Here is a 22,439-nt window from a genome sequence, read left to right as displayed (position 1 = left end):
CGCTGAGAACGGTGCTGGCGATGACCTGTGTTGCCTGCAGCGCTGAATCGGTGCACGCGTTCGCCGAAACGAAAAGGCCCGCGCGCGGCGGGCCTCTCGCGTGACAGTAGAGCGTGTCAGCCCAGTGCAGCCTCGAGTTCCGGCACCAGCACGAACAGGTCCCCGACGAGACCGATGTCGGCGATTTCGAAGATCGGCGCTTCCGAATCCTTGTTGATCGCGACGATGGTGCCGGCGTCCTTGATGCCGGTCAGGTGCTGGATCGCGCCCGATATGCCGATCGCCATGTACAGCGCCGGCGAGATGATCTTGCCGGTCTGACCGACCTGCAGGTCACTGGGCACGTAGCCCGCGTCGACCGCCGCGCGCGAGGCGCCGACGCCGGCACCGAGCTTGTCCGCGAGCTTGTAGATCACGGCGAAGTTCTCCGCCGAGCCCACACCGCGGCCACCCGAAACGACGCGGCCGGCGCTCTGCAGGTCCGGGCGATCGCTCTTGCCCTGCTGCAGTTCGACGAAGCGCGTATGCGTAGGCAGCTCAGTGCTGATGCTCAGTGCTTCGACGGCGGCCGAACCACCGCCGCTCGCGGCCGCGAACGAGGCCGTGCGGACGGTGCCGACGAGCGTCGTGTCGGTTGGTGCCTCGACCGTGACGATCGCGTTGCCGGCGTAGATCGGGCGCTTGAACTGATGCGCGCCGAGCACTTCGGCGATATCGGACACCTGCGCCACGCCGAGCAGTGCGGCGATACGCGGCGCGAGATCCTTGCCGAACGTGGTCGAGGGCGCTAGCACGTGGCTATAGCCCTGCGCCGCCGCGACGACCTGCGGGGCGTAGACCGCAGCGAGTGGGTGCGCGTTGGCGGCATTCGTGACGGTCAGCACCTTGCCGACGCCGTCGATGGCGGCAGCCTCGGCGGCGATGGCCTCGGGCGCGTCGGCCAGCACGAGCACGTCGATACTTTGCGCGTCGAACGCCTTGGCGCAGGTGACGCAGCGCGCCGTGCTTGAATTGAGCTTGCCGTTGAGGTGTTCGGCGACGATCAGAACTTTGCTCATGAACTTCATCCGTTGGTTGGACGGCGCTGCGCGGGATTCGCGGCAGGCGCGGTCGCGAAGGAGTTACACCAGACCCTTGGTCTTCAGCAGCGCGACCAGTTCGGCCACGTCCTTGACCATGATGCCCTTGCTGCGCTTGGCCGGCGCGGCGTAGCTCGTGGTCTTGAGATGATCGCCTGACTCCACGCCGAGCGATTCCAGCGCAATGGTTTCCATCGGCTTGGACTTGGCCTTCATGATGTCCGGCAGCTTGATGAAGCGCGGCTCGTTGAGGCGCAGGTCGGTGGTGATGACGGCGGGCAGATCGACCTCGATGACCTCGAGGCCGGCATCGACTTCGCGCGTCACGCGCGCGCTGCTGCCGTTGATCTCGACCTTCGAGGCAAAGGTCGCCTGCGGGCGGTTCCACAGGGCGGCGAGCATCTGGCCGGTCTGGTTGCAGTCGTCGTCGATGGCCTGCTTGCCGAGGATGACGATGTCCGGCTGTTCCTTCTCGATGAGCTTGAGCAGGGTGCGTGCGGCGGTCAGGGGCTGCACGGCCTGGGTGGTGACGACGTGGATGGCGCGGTTCGCGCCCATGGCCAGGCCGTTGCGCAGGTGTGCCTGGCAGTCGGCCGGGCCGATGGTCGCGACGATCACGTCGGTCGCGACGCCTTTCTCGCGCAGGCGCAGCGCTTCTTCCAGGGCGATGTCGTCGAACGGATTGGCCGATAGCTTGACGCCTTCGGTGACGACGCCGGAACCGTCCGGTTTGACCTGGATGCGCACGTTGTAATCGACAACGCGCTTGTAGCCGACGAGGATCTTCATGCAGCGTATTCCGTAGAGGACCAGGGAAAGCGGCCGCGGCCGCAGGCGGAAAGCCGTGAATTCTACCGCGCCGCGGCAGGTACGGCAGGGCGGGTAGTCCGGACAGCTTGCACGCGGGCGAGGATGGCGGCTGCGAACCGGTCGGCCGAGCCCTCGGCGTGGCCGAAGAATAGGGACGGTTCGCTGAGTTCAAGCTCCAGAAGGCGCGGGCTGCCGTCGTCGTCATGGATCAGGTCCACGCGGGCGTAGAGCAGCGCATCCGCGGCGGGAATCCGCGCCAGCGTCTCGAGTGCCAGCGCCATTTCGGCCGGGCTCGGCGCGCGCGCGGTGATGTGCTCGGGCGCGAACAGGGCGCGCGTCGCGTCCTCATTGCGGCGCAGCAGCGGCCCCTTGCGGATGGCATGGCTGAACTCGCCGTTGAACCAGAGCAGCGCAGTTTCGCCGTGTTCGTCGACGCGCGCGAGATAAGGTTGCAGCAGCGCGCTGCGGTCCGCGTCGAGCAGGCGCTGCAGGTGCGCGAGCGCGGCGTCGCTCTGTTCCGCGCCGTGGCGCTGCGCGTCGCGCGAACCCGCGCCGACGCAGGGCTTGACCACGAACTCGAAGGTGCCGGCGCTGGCGTACGTGGCGAGAAAACCGGTGAGCGCCGCGGCCGCGTCGTCGCCGGGCTCGACGAAGGTGCCCGGTACGGTGGCAATGCCCTGGTTCGCGAGTTCACCGAGATAGTGCTTGTCGACGTTCCAGCGCACGAGATCCGGCGGATTCAGCAGCGTCGTTTGCGCTGCGGCGCGGTCGACCCACGCGAGAAACTCGGCGAGCCGTTGGGTGTAGTCCCAGGTCGAGCGCAGCACAGCGACATCGTGCGTCGCCCAATCCGCCGCGTCATCGTCCCAGTCCAGCACGCTGACCGCCGCGCCGGCGCGCGTCAGCGCATCGACCAGCGGCGGCAGATCCTCGTCGAGATCGCGCGCGGCGCGGGCGGTGACCAGGGCGATGCGGGGTTGGGACATGGGCATCTCTTCCAGAGGTGTGGAGGTCTGCGAAAAACAGCGAGTCTAGCGGGTTGGCACGGAGTCCTTGCGCGACGGCTACAAGGCATCTCCGGCCCGTCGCGCGTTCTGGGGGCGCCAGAACCTGCGGTTCTGATCGGCGCCCCTCTCACCCCCGAGCTTGCCCGGGGACGATGGAGCGCTCGTCATTCCTTGCGCAGCACCAGCAGCGGTGACGTGCGCGCAATGCCGCGCGTGCCCAGCCAGCCGGCCAAGGTCACGAGCGCGACGGCCGCGACCACGCCGAGCGCGAACGGCAGCAGCGGCGGACTCCAGGCGATGCGGAACACGCCGCGACCCAGCGACAGGCCGGCGCTGATCGCGCCGACCGCGGCGATCAGGCCGGCGATGAAACCCAAAAGCGCGAACTCACCGAGCACGGTCGCGAGCAGCTGCCCACGGCGCGCGCCGAGCGTGCGCAGCATCGCGGTCTCGAAGCGGCGTTCCTCGGCGCTGACGTTGAGCGCGGCAATCAGTACGAGCAGGCCCGCGATGAGGCTGAAGCCGAGCACTGCCATGACCGCGCTCGTGACCTGGTCGATGATGTCGCGTACGCGGTCGAGGATGGCGTTGATGTCGATCATCGACAGGTTCGGAAATTCGCGCGAGATCGCCCGCAGGTCCACCGCGCGCTCGGCCGGCAGCCAGTAGCTCGCGATGAAGCTGTGCGGCAGCGCCGACGCGCTGGCCGGGTCGAGCAGCACGAAGAAATTGACGCGGAACGAGGTCCAGTCGGCTTCGCGGATGCTGCTGATGCGCGCCTCGATCGTGCGCTCGCCGACGGTGAACGTCATCGTGTCGCCGAGCTTCAGGCGCAGCATGTCGACCCAGACGCGTTCGACCGAGATTTGCGGTTCGGCCGCCTTGCCGTCGAACCAGGCGCCGGCTTTCAGCACGTTGGAGTCCGGCAATGTCGCGCTCCACGACAGTCGGGTCTCGCCGTTGATCCAGCCGGCGGCGCGGCGGTCGTCGTAGTCCTCGGCGCGCGGTGCCTTGCCGTTGATCGCGACGAGCTTGCCGACCGCGAGCGGCAGCAGGTTCATGTTCTTCGCGCCGAGCGCGACGAGTTGCTGCTCGACGCGGTCGCGTTGCTCGGGCTGCAGGTTCAGCAGGAAATGATTCGGCGTCTGCGGCGGCAGGTCGGCGCGCCACGCGGCGAGGAGTCCGGGACCGACGACAGCGAGCAGCAGCAGCGCGGTGAAGCTCAGTGCGAGCGCGGTGGCCTGGATCAGGCTAAGGCTGCGCCGGCGCGCGAGATTGGCCAGGCCGAAGCGCAGCGCGCCGGGGAGTCGCCGGCCCACGCGGCGTAGCAGCCAAATCAGCAGCAGCCCCATGGCCAGCGTCGCGATGGCGACGCCGGCGAGGCTGCCACCGATCGCCGAGGCAATCGCGGCGCTGCCGCTCTGGCTCGCGATCAGGCCGAATGCGACCAGCGGCGGCAGCAGGTACAGCAGATCGAAGCGGCGCGGACGCAGCGCTATCGCGCGCTGGAACACGCGCATCGGCGGAACGTCGCGCAGGCGTGCGAGCGGCGGCAGGGCGAAACCGACGAGTACGGCCAGACCGACCACGATCGCGGCGAGCGCCGGCCACAGGCTGGGCGGTGGCGCGGCGGTCGGCAGCAGGTTGCCCGCATAGCTCAGCACGGCCTGCTGCAGCGCGAGCCCGAGCCCTGCGCCGATGAGGCAGGCGGGCAGGCCGAGCAGCAGGATGGTCAGGCTCAAGGTGGCCAGCACGCGGTGCTTGCCCAGGCCGAGCGCGCGCAGCAGCGCGACCTCGTCGATCTTGCGCCGCGCATAGCGCTGCGCGGCGAGCGCGACGGCGATACCCGACAGCAGCGCCGACAGCAGCGCCGCCAGGCGCAGGAAGGATTCGCCGCGCTCGAACGCGCTGCGCAGGTTCTGCTGCGCTTCGGCGACTGTGACCAGTTGCGCGCCGTCGCTCAGGCGCGGCTTGGCCCAGGCCTGATAGTTCGCGAGCGCTGTCGGATCGCCGGCCAGCATGAGCTTGTGGCGCGCGCGCGAGCCCACACCGAGCAGTCCGCTGCTTTGCGCGTCGGCCAGCGCGACCACGAGCCGCGGCGCGAGCGAGAACATCTGCCCGCCGTCGGGCTGGCGCAGGATCTCGCCTTTCACGACGAGCGGCTTGCCTGCCAGTTCCAGCGCGTCGCCGGGCTTGAGTCCCAGCGCCGACAGCAGCAGTCCGTCCGCATAGGCTTCGCCCGCGGCCGGCGCGGTCACCTCGCGTTCCGCGCCATCGGCAGCGCGCACCTGCAGCACGCCGCGCAGCGGATAGTTCTCGTCGGTCGCGTTGACCTGGGCCAGCTGGCTCTTGCCCGCGGCGAAAACGACGCTGGGGAATTCCGCACTGCGGTTGCTGCGCAGGCCCAGGCGCGTGGCTTCCACGGCGTAGTCGGCGGGAATCTCGCGCCGCGCCGCGACGCCGAGATCGCCTCCGATGAGTTCCGCCGCGCTCGCCACGATCGCGCGCTCGACGCGCTGGCCGAGGGTCGCGACGGCGGTCAGCGCCGCGACCGCGAGCACGAGCGCGGCGGCGAGCGTGCGCAGTTCGCCATGGCGGAATTCGCGCCGCAGCGCGCGGCCCGCAAAGCGCACGATATTCATGCGGCCTCTTCCACGCGGCGGCCGCCGTCCAGGCGCACGACGTGACGGCAGCGCTGCGCGAGCGTGAGGTCGTGCGTGACGAGCACCAGCGTGGTGCCGCTGGCCCGGTTCAGATCGAACAGCAGGTCGGTAACCGCGCGCCCGGTGCGCGCGTCGAGATTGCCGGTGGGCTCGTCGGCAAACAGCAGGCGCGGGCCATGCACGAAGGCGCGCGCAATCGCGACGCGCTGCTGCTCGCCGCCGGAGAGCTGGCTCGGATAATGATGCAGCCGCTTGTCGAGTCCGACCGCGGCCAATGCCTTCTGCGCGGCCTTGCGCGCGTCGCCACCGTTGTCCTCGAGTTCGAGCGGCAGCATGACGTTCTCTTCGGCGGTCAGCGCGGGTAGCAGGTGGAAGCTCTGGAACACGAAGCCGACGCGGCGCCGACGCAGCGCGGCGCGCGCTTCCTCGTCGAGCCGGTTCAGCGGATTGCCGTCGAGCACGATCTCGCCGCTGTCGGGGTTGTCCAGGCCGGCCAGCAGCCCCAACAACGTGGTCTTGCCCGACCCCGATGCGCCGACGATGGCCAGCGAATCGCCGGTGGGCACGGACAGGCTGACGCGATCGAGGATCTGCAGCTTGCCGTCGGGCCCCAGTACGGCTTTGCTAACATCACTGGCACTCAGAATGACTTCGGCGGATGGCGACATGCGGCGTTTCCTTGGTTTGTTTTTTGTATTTGTTGCTTTTATATCTATTGGCAGCGCAAGTGCCGCAACCGCCACGGCCGCGAACACCGGCCCGGTGCTCGTGCTCGGCGATTCGCTTTCCGCCGCCCACGGCATCGCGCGCGATGCCGGCTGGGTCAACCTGCTGCAGCAGCGCCTCGCGCCGCGCCGCGTCGTCAACGCCTCGATCAGCGGCGAAACCACGTCCGGCGGTCTCGCACGCCTGCCGCTGCTGCTGACGGAGCACAAGCCCGACCTCATGCTGCTCGAACTCGGCGCCAACGACGGCCTGCGCGGCCTGCCGCTGGACGAGATCCGTGCCAACCTCGTGCAGATGCTGACCCTGATCCGTAACGCCAAGGCTCGGCCAGTGCTGATCGGCATCGAACTGCCGATCAACTACGGTCCGCAATACCGCGACGGCTTGCGCAAGCTGTATCGGGACGTGGCCGGCGAATTCAATGTGCCCTTGGTCCCGTTCCTGCTCGAGGGCGTCGCGCTCGATCCGGCGCTGATGCAGGACGACGGCCTCCATCCCAACGCGCAGGGCCAGCCGCGGCTGCTGGAAACGGTCTGGAACGTGATCAGGAGCGAAATCTGACCTCTTGTCGGCGCGCTCGCCGGCGCGCCAAATTCACGCGGCCATCACCCGCGCCTCGCCAATCTTCACAAATGTGAAGACCGACTGTTCCCCGTCCAGGAGGGGATATGAAGCAGCGCGAGGAACCGGCAGGTCTGATCCTGCTGATCGAAGACAACCGCGGCATCGCCGAGATGGTCGGCGAGTACCTCGAACGTCGCGGCTACGGCATCGACTACGCCACTGACGGCCTCACCGGCCTGCGTCTGGCGACGAACAACAGCTATGACGTGATCGTGCTCGATCTCATGCTGCCGGGCATGGACGGCATCGACCTGTGCCGGCGCCTGCGCAGCGAGGCGAAGAAATCCACACCGGTGCTGATGCTGACCGCGCGCGACACGCTCGACGACAAGCTCGTCGGCCTGGATGCCGGCGCCGACGACTATCTCGTGAAGCCCTTCGAAATCCGCGAACTCGAGGCACGCGTGCGTGCGCTGATCCGCCGCGACCGCCGCCTGGTCAGCGCGGAAGTGCTCAAGGTCGCCGATCTCGTGCTCGACACCGCGACGCTGCGCCTGACCCGCGGCGGCAACGAACTCGTCGTCTCGCCGATCGGCATCAAGCTTCTGACCATCCTCATGCGCGAATCGCCGCGTGTGGTCAGCCGGCGTGACATCGAGCGAGAGATCTGGGGCGACACCCTGCCGGACTCGGACACCTTGCGCTCGCACCTGTACAACCTGCGCAAGATCATCGACAAGCCGTTCCAGCAGCAGTTGCTGCACACGATACACAGCGCGGGCTACCGCCTGGCCGATCTCGACGCGGAACTCGCTGCCAGCAGCCAGGCCTAGCCAGTGCGACGGGCGGGGGGCGTGCGGCGCAAGATCTGGATCGTTTTCGTCCTGCAGCTCGCGGCCATCACGTTCGCGACGCTGGTCGGCGTCTACGGCGCGGCGATGATCGTGGAAGACCTGCTGATCCGGCGTGCACTGAAGGAAGAGGCAGCACACTACTTCCAGCGCGTGCGCAACGATCCGTCGGCCGAAGCGCCCGATACCTACAACATGAGCGGTTACTGGATCGCCGGCGCCGCGCCGCGCGCGGCACTGCCGGCGAACCTGCGCGCGCTGGAGCCGGGCTATCACCGGGTCGAGCACGACGGCAACGACGAGCTGGTCTACGTGACCCAGGCGGAGGGCGGTACGCTGCTGCTCGTGTTCAAGCAGGAACAGGTGCACAGGCTGGCCTTCCTGTTCGGATTCGTGCCGCTGACCGTGGTGCTGCTGATCGTCTATCTGACGACCTGGCTGACTTACCGCGCGTCGCGACGCGCGCTGTCGCCGGTCGTCGCGCTGGCCAGCGTGGTGCGCGACTGGGATCCCAAGGCGCCGAACCTCGATGCCCTGGAACCGGACAACCTGCCCGGCGAAGTCGATCGCGATGTCGAGGTGCTGGCCGGAGCCCTGTACGGCTTCGCCACGCGCATCGAGGATTTCGTCGAGCGCGAGCGCAACTTCACGCGCGACGCGAGCCATGAGCTGCGCAGTCCGCTGACCGTGATCAAGGTCGCCTCCGACGTGCTCGAGGACGAGGAGCAGCTGACCGCGTTCGCGCGCCGTTCCATCGGTCGCATCCGCACTGCGACGCGCGACATGGAGGCGCTGATCGAGGCCTTCCTGATCCTCGCGCGCGAATCGGACACCGGGTTGCCGGAAGAGGATTTCCAGATCGACGATCTCGTCGTCGACGAGACCGAGCGCGTGCGCCCGCTGCTGGACAACAAGCCAGTGCAGCTGTCACTGGAGCGCGAAGGCAGCTTCTGCCTGCATGCGCCGCCACGCGTGCTGTCGGTGATGCTCGGCAACCTGCTGCGCAATGCCTGCCACTACACCGAGGAAGGCCGCATCGTCGTGACGATCGGCGGCGATTTCGTGCGTGTGGAGGACACCGGCGTCGGTATGAGCGACGACGATCTCGCCCGCGTCTTCACCCCGTACTTCCGCGTCGACCGCAATCCGCGCGGCGGCCACGGTGTCGGCCTGACCATCGTCAAGCGCCTGTCGGACCGCTTCGCCTGGCCGCTCGAGCTCAAGAGCGTGCTGGGCAAGGGCACCGTCGCGTCGATCCGGTTCCCGCGCGCGACGGCGGTACAGGACGGCACAATTCCGTGCGGTGACAGCGAGCGGTGAATCGGGAAATGAGGGAAGAGAAGTGAGAAACGAGTGAGGAGAGCGAAAGCGCACTGTCGTGCTCCCATCTCACTTCTCACTTTTCACTTCGGTTGCGCACCGCTGACGTGCCGGCGCCAGGTTGCCCATGCGTCGGCAGCGGACCGAGTCGTTCAGTCGCCTTCGACCAGCCCCGTCTCCATTGCGCGTGCCTGATCCGCAAAGATCGCCATCGCCGTGCGCATGCGCCGGAAGCCGAGCTTCGCGTAGAAGCCTTCCTTGCCAGGGTTGGCATAGAGAATGATCTTGCGATGGCCGGCGGAGCAGTCGCGCAGGCGCTCGATGATCTGCTTGCCGAGGCCCAGGCCCTGGTAGTCCGGATGCACGGCGACGTCGCAGATGTAGGCGCAGTCCACCCCGTCGGCGAGGACCCGGCCCGCACCGGCCAGGGTGGCGCCGTCGAACACGAGGCAGGTGTAGCGGCTGTTGCCGAAGGAGATCCTGAGGTCTTCGGGCTTCTTGTCGCCGAGCGGCGCGATGCGATACAGGTTCGACAGGACGTTCCAGTCGATATCGGCGTGATCCAGTACCCAGTCCATTGCGACAGCCTTGCGTGACGGAAAGCAGAGCCGCATCGCCGTAGCGATGCGGCGCATTTGAGCAAGTGGAGAGGGGGGAGGAATGAGAAAACAGAGGGAAGCGCTCGCTCCACCACTGATTTCTCGCTGCGCTCCACTCGTTACTTCTCGAGGCGGTAGTTCAACCCCGCGCGATTCTCCGTCGTCGCGTTCTGCGCCTCCAGCTCCCACAGCCGCGACAGCTTGTAGCGCAGCGTGATGACTTCGCCGGGGGTGAAGATGCCGACGCCGTAGCTCAGGTACAGTTTTGGCGAAAGGTACTTTCCGACAGTGAAGGCGGCGCCACCCAGTGCGGAGTTGTCGCCGACGGCGGCATCGACGCCGAGGCGTGCGCCGATGCTTTTCGCGAGCAGGTCGCCGGTCGCGGAACCCAGTGCCTGTGCCGCGGCGTTGACGAGGTCGCCTTCACCGCTCTTGAGGCCGGACAGCGGGCGTCCGGTGATCAGGTACGACAGCGCTTCGGACTGCTCGAGCGCCGGTTCGGAAAACACGGTCAGCACGGGCACCTGCGCTGTGCCCTGCACGCGCAGGCCGGCGGTGACGTCCTTGAGTTCGCGCACGGCCTTGATGTCGAGGCCGGGGTTGTCGATCGCGGTGCCGGCGAACAGGAGGCGGCCGGTTTCGATTTTCAGGTCCTGGCCATAGGCCTTGTAGGTGCCGCCGACGCGGATCTCGCCGCGGCCGATGGTCTGGCGCCCGGGCCGTTCGACGACGACGAGCTGGCCGTTGAGGCTGCCGTCGAGGCCGAAGCCCTTGAGCTTGACGTCGTCGCCGAGGCGCAGCGTGACATCGGCCGTGATCGGCAGCGCGTCCTTGCCCTCGACCGCTTCGGCATCGACGATCACGACGTCGGGCGAGGTCCTGGCCGCGCCACCTCCGGGCAATTTGGTCAGGTCGACATTGGCCTTCGGCATGCCGACTTCGCCGTCGACATCCAGGCCCTGTTCGTTGCGCCGCACGATGAGCTTCGGCGAGATGATGATGTGCGCGGCCGGAATGTCGGCAGCCAGGAAATCCTGGCCTTCGAGCGTGAGCTCGAGTGGCGCATTGGCTTGGAGTCCACCGTTGCCGGCGATCGTGATGCGGCCCTTGCCGGAACTGATGCCGCCGGTGACGGCGACGCGGCCGTTGGCGTCGAGATCGATCTGTACCGTGCCGTCGACGAGCTTGAGGCCGGCTTCGGGCACTTCCGTCGCGAACCCGGCCAGCAGCACCTGGCCGCTGACGACCGGCGCCGCCACCGTGCCGGCGAACGCGAGGCGGCCGTCGAGCCTGCCCTTGGTGTTGGCGACTTCCGCTGTCAACAGTTCCACAAAGGAAAGACTGCCGAGGCCGAGCGCGAGCTGGCCCGACAGGTTGCGCTCGGCGCCGTCGATCGCAATCGTGCCGTCGATGCGGCCGCCGTCGGAGAGCTGGCCCTGCATGACGATGCGCTGCGCCTGCGGCGCGAAGGTCGCGTCGAGCGTCAGGCCGGTATAGGCGAGCAGCGGCTGGTCGGGACGGTCGGGATAGGCGATGCGGCCTTCGGCGGAGGTGATCTTCGCGCTGCCGTCGAGCGCGCCCTGGGCGCTGCGGCGCACGTTGCCGTCGCCGTTGATCTCGCCGCTGGGCATGAAGGTTGCGTCGGGCGACGCGACCTTCGCGAGCATGGCGATCGGCAGGCGCTCGATGCGGTAGCGTCCTTCGGCACTGCCGTCCGCGGCCTGACTGCCGGACACGCACAGACGTGGCCCCTGCGCGGTGAGGCACAGCTCGCCGAGCTTCGCCGAGCCGCCGATCCAGGCAAGCGCGGCGGGCTGCTCCAGATTCCATTCCGGCTGGTCTTTCAGAGCCAGCTTGAGCTGCGACAGCGTGCCGTTCCAGTCATCGCCCTTGAGCGCGCCGCGCAGCTGCAACTGAATGGCGAGCGCATCGCCGCGCGCATTGAACACGAGTTCATGCGCATCGCGATCGCCCTTGCCGTCGAGGCTGATGCGGTCGAACTGCTGCCCGCCCGTCGTCACGCCGGTCGCGAGCAGTTCGAGCGAGCCGCGTGGCGCACTGACGTCGGCGATGTTCGTGCTCAGTTCGAGCGACGTCACGCGATGACCGTCGACGGCGAGGCCGCTGCCGTCGGCGCGTCCGCTGATCGCGAGCGCGGGCCACTGGCCCTTGACGTCGAACAGGCCGCGCAGGCGGCCCTGGGCCTGCGGCAGGAAGTCGCCGAGCGAGACGAGCGTGAAGCCGATCTGCGCGTCGGTCGTGTCCTTGCCGCCGCGGCCCTTGACCGTCAGCGTGCTGTCGCCGGAAGCCAGCGCCAGCGTGCCGTCGATGACGAAGCCCGGCGCGATGCGCAGATCTCCCGTGCCCTTGATCGGTCGCTGGCGCAAGGTGCCATCGAGCTGCGCGATCTTCAGCGACGCGGTGACGCCGGCATCGTCGCTGTGGCCTTCGGTCGTGAGCTTGGCAGTGATCGCGCCGGGCCATTGCGCCGCGAATGCGCCGGGATCGAGCCGGTCCGCCTCGATGTCGAGTTTCCAGCCGACGACAGGTTTCAATGTGACGTCGCCACGCGCAATGAGCGACCCGGACGGCTTGCCGTCGCGCCGTTGCTGCAACTGCACGCGCTCGAGCGCAATGCGCTCGTCGTTGCCGTTGACGGCCAGGGTGATGTCGACCGGTTGGCCCGGCGGACCGATCGTAAGATCGCCCGCGAGCGCGAATTGTTTGGGTGTGCCGTTTACGGTGACGTTGCCGCGGCTGGCGAGCTCCTGGCCCGCGAGCGTTGCCGGCAGCACGACATCCTTCCAGGCCAGTTCGAGCTGGGCCTGCGCGTCGTCGGCGAGCGGCACGTTGCCCTTGAGTTCGATCGAGCCCGGCACGCTCGTCGACGTGACCGCGAGTGTCTCGATCACGATGAGTTTTTCTTCGAGGCGATAGCGCGCCGGATCGACCACGATGCGGTAGTCGTCGACATCGATCGTGCCGCGGAACTCGCCGCGCTTCGCGCTGATCGTGCCGGCGAGGTCGAGGCCGAGCGTCTTCAGCGTCGTGTCCTTCAGCAGCTTGTTCGCGGCGAACGCCGGAGCCGTGAGCTGGAAAAAATAGTTGCGCTCCGGAAGCGGCAGGTTAGACGCCTCCGCGCTGATCGTCGCGTCGAGCACGACGGGCTGTTCCAGATGCACGACCGCCGTCGGCAGGTTGCCGTCGCTCATGAGGTTCAGCGTACCGGCGTAGTCGGTGCCGTCGACCTGCCAGCGGAAGCGGCCGTCGGCCTTGCCGCGGTAGTCACCAGCGGTGCTGAGGTCGGCCTTGAAATCCACCTCGCCTTGCTTCGCGCGCAGGCTCAGCGTATCGACGGCGATGCCGCTCATGGTCCAGCGCGCGGTCGTCGCGAAGCGATCGGCTTCGAATACGTCGGCCCCGTCATGATTGATGCGAATGCGTTCGGCCAGCAGCGTGTCGATGCGGATGTCGAGCGGCGGCTGCAGGCTGAGCGGCTCGTCCGACGGAGGGGTCGGCGGTTGTGTCGTCGTCGTCACGACCACATCGGCGAGTTGCAGGTTCTCGACGTGGGCGACTTTGCCGAGCAGCGCCAGCGGGGCGATGTCCAGCTGGATGGTACCGATGCGCGCATCGACACCCGTGTCGCGCCAGTGCACGTTGCGCAGCACCAGTGGTCCGGCGAGGCGGCCTTCGCTCGCTCCGATCGTCAGCTTGCCCTGCGTCGCCTCGATCACCTGGCCCAGCGCGAATCGCGTGCCCGCTTCGGTGCGCAGCAGCCAGAACACGGCGACCGCAACGACGAGGACGAGGACGCCGAGCAGGGCGACCAGCCATTTCAGCGCGCGCTTCACAGGTCAGGTCCTATGACGAGGTGGATCTGCACGCCGTCCCTCGGCTCGCGCAGCGGCACACCCAGGTCGAACCGCACCATGCCGACGGGCGAGCGCCAGCGCAGCCCGAGGCCGGCGCCGATCTTCGCTTCGAATTTCGTGCCCGAGAACGCATCGCCGGCGTCGACGAAGGTTGCGATGCCCCATTTCGGCTTGAAGTAATACTCGTACTCGGCGCTGCCCGTCAGCAGATGCCTGCCGCCGATGACGACCGGCTTCTTGTCGGGATCGACGATGAGGTCAGGGCCTACCGTCTGGTAGCCGTAGCCGCGCAGCGAGCGGTCGCCGCCGGCGAAGAAGCGCAGGTCCGGCGGCAGCTTGTCGAACTGGTCGACCCAACTCGTGCCGACCGTGCCGCGCAGGATCAGGCGATGGCGCGGCTTCAGCGCGCGTATCCACTTCACGTCGCCGCGCAACTGCACGAAGTCGGTGTCCGACAGCACGCCCTCGGCGGCGGCGCGCGCGAGCACATTGACCGAATAGCCGCGGCGCACGAACAGCGGGTCGTCGGCGCGCTTGCGGGTCAGGGTGAACTGCGGGTAGAGAATCGTCGAATTGCCGCGGAAGGCGACTTCCTTGCGGTCGCCGATCTCGAAGTCGCCGGTCTGCAGGTGCAGGCCGAGCGTACGCGTGAAGCCGAGCCATTGGCGCGTTTCGCTCGCGACCAGCGTGCTGGTCTTGGAGCGCGTGGTCTGCGTGTCCTCGTCGCGGTAATTCACGCCGAAGTTGAAGGTGCGGCTGTCCGGGCCGGGCAGGGGAATCTGGTACAGCGCCGAGGCCGAGGTCAGGCGCTGTGCCAGGATCAGTTCACTCTTGAACTTGTGGCCGCGCCGGTTCATCCAGCGCCGGTCCAGTCCGCCGCGTATGCCCAGGCCGGTGTCGGTGCCGACGAACACACCGCCGGTATAGATGCTGCGCTTGGCCGGTGCCAGCGCGACCTTGATCGGAACCACGCCGTCGGCGGCATTCTCCACGTCGGGATTGACGTCGACGACGGCGAAATAGTCGGCCTCGTTGAGGCGCTGCTGCAGTGACAGCAAGAGTTCCTGTGTGTAGAAATCGCCTTCGTTCCACGGCAGATAGCGCACGAGGAACGCGTCGTTGAACTGGCTGCCTTCGAACTCGGTCTTGCCGATGCGATAGCGCTGGCCGGGTTCCCAGGCCAGATGGATCGTCGCCTTGCGTGTGCTGCGGGTGACTTCGACGCGGTGAGTCACCAGCTTTGCATCGAGGAACCCATCGGCGAACAGAGCTGCCTGTATCGCGCCCTTGCCACGCTCGTAGGCGTCGTGGTTCATCGGCTGGCCGGTCTTCGGCTGGAACGCGCGCAGGGCCAGACGCACGCTCTTGAGTTCGCGCGCCGGACCCTCGAGCTTCAGATCGAGTTCCGCGACCTCGACCGGATCGCCCGGCTTGACGCTGAGTTCGGCGGTCCAGCCTTCGGCGGTTTCCTTGAGCTCGCCGGTGACGCTGGCGTCGTAGTAGCCGTACGGTTCCAGTGCGGCGGCGATCTGCGCTGGCGCGCGCTCGTAGAGACGGCGGGCCTGCGCGGCGCTGACGTCGCGGCCGGCGTACTGGGTCAGGTCGAGGCCGGCGAGTGCGGCGATCTTGAGATCACCGTCGATCCCGACCATCGTCGTGGTGATCCTGGCCGCCTCGGCCGTGGCGCCGAGCGCAAGCAGCGCCGCGAGTGCGACATACCGCAACGCCCGCGTCCGGTACGGCAGCGTGCGGCAAAAGGGCGAAGTCGGAGAATCCTTGTCAGGCATGCGACCGATCCGTGCAAACGACCTGAATTCTATCGCAGCGCCACGATGCGTCACCGCCGCTGGCGTTACAGGCAGTGACAGCGATCACGCTCGGAGGCGTCGCGAATCGATCGCGTAGCGGTGGATATCTTCCGTCAGTCGATACCGCTCCAGCGGATGAAGCGCGGGTAGTCGTCGGGTGATGTCGGCGAGGCGGCCGGAGCCGTGGGCGGGGTCGTCCCGCCAACGGCTGGGTCATGACCGGCGGGCGTATCGTGTCGGGCCACTGCTCACCGGTATGGCGCAGGACATCGGGGTCGCGTAACCGGTGCTGAGGATCCCGCGCCAGCGTCAGCGGACGCAGGGTGTCGAGCATCGCGGCTGGACCGATCGCCGTGGAAGCGTGATGTATGGGTCGATCCGCGCGCCGGCTAGAACGCGGCCAGACGCGGGAACAGGCCGAGGATGCCGACGACGATCAGATAGATCGCGACGACGTAGTTGAGCAGGCGCGGCTGGATCAGGATCAGGATGCCGGCGATCAAGGCAAGCAGGGCAGAAATATTCACGACCATCGCACATCACTCCTTCAGTTGGGCCCGCCAACTGTGGCGGGTCCCGTGTCGTGAAGGGATGAAGGCGCGCGGGCCGGTGATCGGCCGAAGCTACGGGAAGCAGTGCGTGCTTCCGGCAGCGATGTGCGGACCGACGGTCCCTACTGACGCTGCTGTTCCAGCGCGCGGGCGAGACGCGCGCCGTACTCGTCGTCGACCCGCGTGAACAGTTCGATCGCACGCTGCTGGATGTCCGCGTCGACGCTGGCGATATGCCGCGCGATATTGCCGACGAGGGCCTCGCGCTGTGCGTCGGTCATGAGCCGGTACAACGCGCCGGGCTGGCTGTAGTAGTCATCGTCCACGCGATGGTCGTAGCGCGCAATCGTGCCGCCGAAGGCTTCGTGCAACGGTGGTTCGGCCAGCGCCGGGTTGTCGCGCGGGCCGCCGCGGCCGTTCGGCTCGTAGTTGGGTTCCGCGCCGCCGTTGGCGTCACTGCGCATGGCGCCGTCGCGATGCGCGCTGTGGAAAGGACAGCGCGGCTTGTTGACCGGCAACAGTCCGTGGTTGACGCCGAGGCGGTAGCGCTGCGTATCGCCATAGGAAAACAGGCGCCCCTGCAGCATGCGGTCCGGCGAGAAGCCGATGCCCGGCACGACGTTGGCCGGATTGAACGCCGATTGCTCGACTTCGGCGAAATAGTTGTCGGGATTGCGGTTGAGTTCGAGCGTGCCGACGTCGATCAGCGGGTAGTCCGCGTGCGGCCAGACCTTGGTCAGATCGAACGGATTGATGCGATACGTCGCCGCGTCGGCCTCGGGCATGATCTGTACGCGCACGTTCCAGCTCGGGAAATCACCGCGTTCGATCGCTTCAAACAGGTCGCGCTGCGCGCTTTCGCGGTCGCCGCCGACGACGGCTGCCGCTTCCGCATCGGTGAAGTTGGCAATGCCCTGACGCGATTTGAAGTGGAACTTGACCCAGAAGCGTTCGTTCGCCGCATTGAGGAAGCTGTAGGTGTGAGAGCCGAAGCCGTGGATCTGGCGGTAGTTGCGCGGCAGACCGCGATCGCTCATGAGGATGGTCACCTGGTGCAGCGATTCCGGATGCCGCGTCCAGAAATCCCAGGCCGCGTTCGCATTTCGCAGGTTGGTCACCGGATCGCGCTTCTGCGTGTGAATGAAGTCGGGAAATTTCAACGGATCGCGCACGAAGAACACCGGCGTGTTGTTGCCGACGAGGTCCCAATTGCCTTCTTCGGTGTAGAACTTCAGCGCGAAGCCGCGCACGTCGCGTTCCGCGTCCGCCGCGCCGCGTTCGCCGGCGACGGTGGAAAAACGCAGGAATACCGGCGTTTCCTTGCCCACTGCGGCGAACAGGTTGGCCTTGCTGTAGCGCGTGATGTCATGGGTGACGCGCAGCGCGCCGTAAGCGGCGGAGCCTTTGGCGTGTACAACGCGCTCGGGAATGCGTTCGCGGTCGAAATGGGCGAGCTTCTCGATCAGCCAGAAGTCCTGCAGCGTGGCCGGGCCACGCGGGCCGGCGGTCTCACTGTTCTGGTTGTCGGCGATCGGGCGGCCGGCGGCTGTGGTGAGGAAGGTCGTGCTCATGGCGTCTGCTCGTGGGCGGGAGTCGACGCAAGGTTAGGCAGGTAGCGGCAATAGAGGAAATCGATAGACCGGATTGAAGCGATAGGTTGATGCTATTTCGGGGACCGCCGCGCGAGCGGCCAGCGACAAACATCCGCACCGATGCGCGTCCGTGTCGAACCGACCCATGCCGCTGACGAAGCGCCTGCCGTTTCGTAACCGTGTCGACGCGGAGCTTCGTCACTCATCGGCGGCAGCCCGCCAGATTTCAGCCCGCCATCAGTGCCGCTTCCCGTGCGATACGCCGCCGCCGGCGCGCCTTGGCGACGTAGGGCTCGACGAACAGCCAGAGGCCGCTGAGTGTCGCCAGCAGCAGGCCGAGCGCGCTGGTCGCGAACCAGCCGAATTTCACGCTATCGCCGAAGAAGGAACCGTCGTGCAGCGCCTCGATCGTTTCCGAGCGCCGCACCATGACCTGCAGCAGCGCGCCGGTATGCGCGTCGAACTGGGCTTCCTGGCCCGACTTCGCCATCAGCTTGATGAGGCCCCGGCCCGGACGCAGTTCGACGCGGTCGACATCGTCCCAACTGCTCACGCCCAGCGTGGTGTGCGCTTTCGCGGACTCCAGCAGCGCCGGCCATGCGGCGACTGGCAGGGTCAGCTCGCGGCGCAACTCCGGCGGCTGCACCCAGGCCAGCGATTTCTTGAACTGCAGCAGCAATCCAGTGACGGCGATCAGCGCCATGGGCAGCGCGAGCCAGATGGACAGCCAGTAGTGAATCTTGCGATTGAGGTATCCGGCGCGCACGGCGGACTTCCACGGCGAAGGGAAATCCAACTATGGCATGGCGAAATCGGCTATCGCCTCGGTCAATGGACAGAGCGCTCCTAGTTCCCTGGGCTGATTTCCGGGGCGCGGTGGGAACAGGCCCGCTGCGTGTCGGCGCAGCGAGCCGGCCATGCTTCAGCCTGCGCCCGTGACCGAACGCGAATCCGGTGCCGGCAGATCACGCTGGCTCTCGGTGGATTTCGGAATCGGAAGGCCCAGCGCGTAGTTCACGGCGTGGTAGGCGGACAGCACCGCGCCTTCCATCCAGCCGGGCAGATAGGAGACCTGGTCTCCGGCCACGATGAATTGCTGCTCCGGCCGCAGCAGGCGCTGATAGGCGGCGGCATGGCCTTTGTCGGCATGGTTCCATTCGGCCCAGCCGCCTTCGATATGCGGCACTTCCTGCCAGGCGATGGACAGGCCCTTTTCTATCGGTACCTGGCGGCGGAATTCGGCGTGCAAGCGCTCGCCACCCTGCAGCGCCAGCTCAAGACGCGGCTTGAGTTCCAGCTTGCCGAACTCGGTGGCGACGGGATTGTCCCTGGCGTCGTAGTTGTAGGCGCCGGTCAGTACCGCCGGGCCGGGGGCGAAATAGTCGCCCGACGGATACCACACCTGCGTGATCGGGTGGGCTATCCAGCTGATGCCGCCGAAGATCTGCGGGCCGTTGGTCTTGCCGGGCCCACGCAGCGCTTCCCAGAATCGCGAGTTCGCCTGCCAGCCGACCTTGCAGGTTTTCGCGAATTTCACCGTGCCCACGGCCTGGCGGTATTCGGCGCTGAAGCTGGCATCCAGCCGCTTGGCAAGCAGCGGCAGGGGGATGGTGCTGATGCAGTAGTCGGCGGTTTCGACGGGATGCTTTTCGAAACCGATGCGCACCTGGCCGCCGGCCAGGGTCACGCGCGTGACGCCCCTGTTGGTGAGCACCGAGTCCTTGCCGAACGCATCGCGCAGGGCATCGACGATCTTGCGCATGCCGCCGACCGGATGGAACAGGGTGGTCTGCCACAGATAGTCCTCGGCCTGGTAGAAGCGGTGGTCCCAGAAGCGGGACTTCAGCAACTGGTCGAATTCGAGCGGCTCGACCGGCTCGCCCGGGTGGGCGACGCCGGGGTCGCTCACATAACCGCTGCGCGTGGAACCGAAGTACTTGTACGGCGGCTTGCTGTCTTTGCTGATGTTGCCGAAAGTGGACAGGAGGCTGAGAAGCGCGACGCGGTCCTTTTCGCTGAGGGTGTCGTCCAGGCCGCTCTTGTTGATTGCCTTGGCCAGCAGTTCGGCGATATAGCCTCGCGTGTCGTTCGCCACCTGGCGGTTCTTGACCGCCTTGCTGTCGAATGCGCCGTCGGCCTGAAAATGGTTGGCGCGCGTTTCCATGATGTAGGGCTGCAAAGGCACGTTCAGTTCCTGGCACAGCTCCAGCAGGGCGACATGGTGATAGGGAATGCGCCCGCAGCCGGCTTCGAAATACTGGCTGCGCGGGTCGTCGCTGAACGTGCAGATCTGGTCCGCGCGACTGGTCTGGCGGATCACGTTGCGGTGATCGCTGCCCTCGCTGCTGACGGTGAAATTGCGTCCACCGATGCGGTCGGACGCTTCGTACACGGTTACCTTGGCGCCGGCCTTGGCCAGACGCAGCGCCGCGGTCAGCCCGGCGACGCCGGCGCCGAGCACGGCCACGGTCTTGCCTTTGCCGGGCGAACCCGAAACATCCGGCGGCCCCGCATAGGCCGTGGGTATGGCCAGCATGCCCATGGCCACCATGGTTTCGTATACCGCCGCGGCGCCGCCCGCGGTGCCGACCATTTCCAGGAACCTTCGCCGGGTGACCGGCGCGTCGTCTTCGCTCATGACCGCCCCTTGCATCGAATGTGTGGATGTATAAGAGACTACTTGTTGCGGGCATGCCAAGCGCGCAGGCACTGCGCGGCCTATCAGGCGGCGAGAAGAAGTTGCCGGCGAACGGCAACGGAGCGGCGGCCCGGGCTTGCCCGGGTGGCGGCAGGATCAGACGGGCTGGGCCGGCTGGTTCGAGCAGCGCCCGCCCGCACGGTGCGGGACCGCACGGGCGGCGTCGCCGGTCAGTCTTCCTCGTGGCGCGGCTTGTACGAATCCGTCAGGTGCTTCTGCACCTGCGGCGGCACCACTTCGTAGTGGCTGAACTCGATCGTGTAGCGGCCACGCCCGCCGGTCAGGGATTTCAGGTCGGTCTGGTAGTCGGTCACTTCGGCCAGCGGCACCTGTGCCTTGATGATGATCTCGCCGCCGCGCAGCGAATCGGTGCCGCTGATGCGCGCGCGCTTGCTCGCCAGCCCGCCGGTCACGTCGCCCATGTGGTTGTCGGGCACGAACACTTCGAGATTGACGACCGGCTCGAGCAGCGTCGGCCGGGCCTTGGCGATCGCGTCGAGGAAGGCCTTCTTGCCAGCCGAGATGAAGGCGACTTCCTTGGAATCGACCGGGTGGTACTTGCCGTCGTAGACGATGACGCGCACGTCCTGCATCTGGTACCCGGCGACCGCGCCGTGTTCGAGCACCTGGCGCACGCCTTTTTCCACCGCGGGCAGGAACTGGCCCGGAATCGTGCCGCCCTTGACCGCGTCGACGAACTCGAAGCCCGCGCCGCGCTCCAGCGGTTCGATGCGCAGGAACACTTCGCCGAACTGGCCGGCGCCGCCGGTCTGCTTCTTGTGGCGATGGTGGCCTTCGGCGAGGCCGCTGACGGTTTCGCGATAGGCGATGCGCGGCGGGCGTGATTTCACTTCGACACCGTAGCGTTCCTTCATGCGTTCGAGCATGAGTTTCAGGTGCAGGTCGGAAAGCCCGCGCACCACGGTTTCGTTGAGTTCCTTGTTGTGCTCGACGCGGAAGCAGGGGTCCTCCTCGCCGAGTTTTGCGAGCGCGGTCGCGAGCTTCTGCTCCTGGCCCTTGTGTGCCGGCTCGACCGCCAGGCCGAACATCGGTACTGGGAATTCCTGCGGCTTGAGATGGATATGGTCTTCGTCGTGCGAGTCGTGCAGCACCGCGTCGAAATGGATCTCGTCGATCTTGGCCACGGCTGCGATGTCGCCGGGGATGGCGTGGTCGATCTCGACGTGGTCCTTGCCCTTCAGCTTGAACAGATGGCCGACCTTGAACGGCTTCTTGCCGTCGTCGATGAACAGTTGGGTGTCCTTCTTCACCGTGCCCTGGTACACGCGGAAGACGCTGAGCTTGCCGACGAACGGATCGTTGACGATCTTCCACACGTCGGCGATGACATGCGCGTTCGGATCGGGCTTCGCCTCGATCGGCGCGGCGTCGGCACCGCTGCCCTTGACGAAGGGCGGCGGGTTGCCTTCCTTTGGATTCGGCGCGAGCCGTTCGATCAGGTCCAGCAACTCCTTGACGCCGGCGCCCGTGCGCGCCGAGACGAAGCAGATCGGAACGAGATGGCCTTCGCGCAGGCACTGCTCGAACGCGTCGTGGAGTTCCTGGCCCGACAGGCCCTGTTCGCCTTCGTCGAGGTAGTGGCCCATGACGGTTTCGTTGATCTCGACGACCTGATCGATGATGCGCTGGTGCGCGGCGGCGACGCTGTCGAAATCGGCGACGCCGTCGGGCTTGAAGAAGCAGTCCACCACGGACTTGCCGCCCTGCGCGGGCAGGTTGATCGGCAGGCATTCAGGGCCAAAGGTTTCGCGCAGGCTTTCCACGAGCGCGCGGCAGTTGCCGCCGTCGATCTTGTTGACGACGAGCACGCGGCACAGGTTGCGCTGCCTGGCGTATTCCATGAGGCGGTGCGTGGAGAATTCGATGCCATTGTGCGCGTTGACCACAATGGCGCAGGTTTCGACGGCGGCAAGTGCCGACAGCGTCGGGCCGCGGAATTCCGGATGTCCGGGGGTGTCGATGAGGTTGATGTGGCATTCGCCGCGATCGATTGAGGCGATCGTGTCGGCGATCGAATGCTGGCGTTCTTTTTCCATCGGATCGAAGTCCGAGACCGTGGAGCCGCGTTCGACGCTGCCCTGGGTCTGGATCGTGCCGCCGGCTTGCAGCAGTGCTTCGAACAAGGTCGTTTTGCCCGCGCTCGCGTGGCCCACGAGCGCGATGTTTCGGATGCCATCGGTGGTATAGGACATGACGTAACCCTCCCAGCTGGACGTGGATGCAGGGCCGTCATGGTCGTCCGCGAAATGCGCTTTGACCCCGGCGGTCGGGCGCG

Annotated in this window: 16 protein-coding genes; 3 read left to right on the top strand and 13 right to left on the bottom strand. The window is 67.0% G+C overall.

Going from position 1 to position 22,439, the window contains the following annotated elements:
* Positions 1 to 116: 116 nt before the first annotated feature.
* The 5 genes from RUU78_RS22885 to RUU78_RS22865 all read right to left on the bottom strand — a co-directional run bounded on the left by RUU78_RS22885 (position 117) and on the right by RUU78_RS22865 (position 6,227).
* Complete coding sequence (locus RUU78_RS22885) at positions 117 to 1,058, bottom strand: FAD-binding protein (RefSeq protein WP_313920076.1); 942 nt, start codon at positions 1,056 to 1,058, stop codon at positions 117 to 119.
* Positions 1,059 to 1,121: 63 nt separating this feature from the next.
* Positions 1,122 to 1,868, bottom strand: coding sequence for an electron transfer flavoprotein subunit beta/FixA family protein (locus tag RUU78_RS22880; RefSeq protein WP_313920075.1), 747 nt, complete (start codon positions 1,866 to 1,868; stop codon positions 1,122 to 1,124).
* Positions 1,869 to 1,930: 62 nt separating this feature from the next.
* Positions 1,931 to 2,875, bottom strand: coding sequence for a hypothetical protein (locus RUU78_RS22875; protein WP_313920074.1), 945 nt, complete (start codon positions 2,873 to 2,875; stop codon positions 1,931 to 1,933).
* Between the two features lie 185 nt (positions 2,876 to 3,060).
* Entirely contained in the window at positions 3,061 to 5,538 is a 2,478-nt protein-coding gene (locus RUU78_RS22870) for an FtsX-like permease family protein (protein ID WP_313920073.1), read from the bottom strand.
* Positions 5,535 to 6,227, bottom strand: coding sequence for an ATP-binding cassette domain-containing protein (locus RUU78_RS22865; protein ID WP_313920072.1), 693 nt, complete (start codon positions 6,225 to 6,227; stop codon positions 5,535 to 5,537). The genes RUU78_RS22870 and RUU78_RS22865 overlap by 4 nt, the downstream gene beginning before the upstream one ends.
* On the opposite strand from RUU78_RS22865, the gene RUU78_RS22860 reads away from it, so the two are divergent.
* The 3 genes from RUU78_RS22860 (at position 6,226) to RUU78_RS22850 (ending at position 9,020) form a co-directional block, all read left to right on the top strand.
* Complete coding sequence (locus RUU78_RS22860) at positions 6,226 to 6,846, top strand: arylesterase (protein ID WP_313920071.1); 621 nt, start codon at positions 6,226 to 6,228, stop codon at positions 6,844 to 6,846. The genes RUU78_RS22865 and RUU78_RS22860 overlap by 2 nt on opposite strands.
* Before the next feature lie 107 nt (positions 6,847 to 6,953).
* A complete protein-coding gene (locus RUU78_RS22855) occupies positions 6,954 to 7,682 on the top strand; it encodes a response regulator transcription factor (protein ID WP_313920070.1) in 729 nt (242 codons plus the stop codon).
* 21 nt (positions 7,683 to 7,703) lie between these two features.
* A complete protein-coding gene (locus RUU78_RS22850) occupies positions 7,704 to 9,020 on the top strand; it encodes a HAMP domain-containing sensor histidine kinase (protein ID WP_313920069.1) in 1,317 nt (438 codons plus the stop codon).
* Positions 9,021 to 9,172: 152 nt separating this feature from the next.
* On the opposite strand, the gene RUU78_RS22845 is transcribed toward RUU78_RS22850, so the two are convergent.
* From RUU78_RS22845 to fusA, 8 genes are all read right to left on the bottom strand, one after another.
* The gene (locus RUU78_RS22845; RefSeq protein WP_313920068.1) at positions 9,173 to 9,598 is read right to left on the bottom strand and encodes a GNAT family N-acetyltransferase; all 426 of its coding nucleotides are present in this window, start codon (positions 9,596 to 9,598) and stop codon (positions 9,173 to 9,175) included.
* Positions 9,599 to 9,738: 140 nt separating this feature from the next.
* A complete protein-coding gene (locus tag RUU78_RS22840; protein WP_313920067.1) occupies positions 9,739 to 13,473 on the bottom strand; it encodes a translocation/assembly module TamB domain-containing protein in 3,735 nt (1,244 codons plus the stop codon).
* Positions 13,470 to 15,281, bottom strand: coding sequence for an autotransporter assembly complex family protein (locus RUU78_RS22835; RefSeq protein WP_313920066.1), 1,812 nt, complete (start codon positions 15,279 to 15,281; stop codon positions 13,470 to 13,472). The genes RUU78_RS22840 and RUU78_RS22835 overlap by 4 nt, the downstream gene beginning before the upstream one ends.
* 410 nt (positions 15,282 to 15,691) lie before the next feature.
* The gene (locus RUU78_RS22830; protein WP_313920065.1) at positions 15,692 to 15,835 is read right to left on the bottom strand and encodes a DUF3096 domain-containing protein; all 144 of its coding nucleotides are present in this window, start codon (positions 15,833 to 15,835) and stop codon (positions 15,692 to 15,694) included.
* Between the two features lie 140 nt (positions 15,836 to 15,975).
* Positions 15,976 to 17,424 carry a catalase gene (locus RUU78_RS22825; RefSeq protein WP_313920064.1) on the bottom strand — a complete coding sequence of 483 codons (1,449 nt, stop codon included), beginning with the start codon at positions 17,422 to 17,424 and terminating at the stop codon, positions 15,976 to 15,978.
* 247 nt (positions 17,425 to 17,671) lie between these two features.
* Complete coding sequence (locus RUU78_RS22820) at positions 17,672 to 18,211, bottom strand: PepSY-associated TM helix domain-containing protein (RefSeq protein WP_313920063.1); 540 nt, start codon at positions 18,209 to 18,211, stop codon at positions 17,672 to 17,674.
* 156 nt (positions 18,212 to 18,367) lie between these two features.
* Complete coding sequence (locus tag RUU78_RS22815) at positions 18,368 to 20,083, bottom strand: FAD-dependent oxidoreductase (RefSeq protein ID WP_313920062.1); 1,716 nt, start codon at positions 20,081 to 20,083, stop codon at positions 18,368 to 18,370.
* Positions 20,084 to 20,313: 230 nt separating this feature from the next.
* A complete protein-coding gene (gene fusA, locus RUU78_RS22810) occupies positions 20,314 to 22,356 on the bottom strand; it encodes an elongation factor G (RefSeq protein WP_313920061.1) in 2,043 nt (680 codons plus the stop codon).
* Positions 22,357 to 22,439 lie beyond the last annotated feature (83 nt).

Source organism: Tahibacter sp. (assembly GCF_032229445.1).
Classification (GTDB): domain Bacteria; phylum Pseudomonadota; class Gammaproteobacteria; order Xanthomonadales; family Rhodanobacteraceae; genus Tahibacter.
This window is presented reverse-complemented; position numbering and strand designations above follow the sequence as displayed.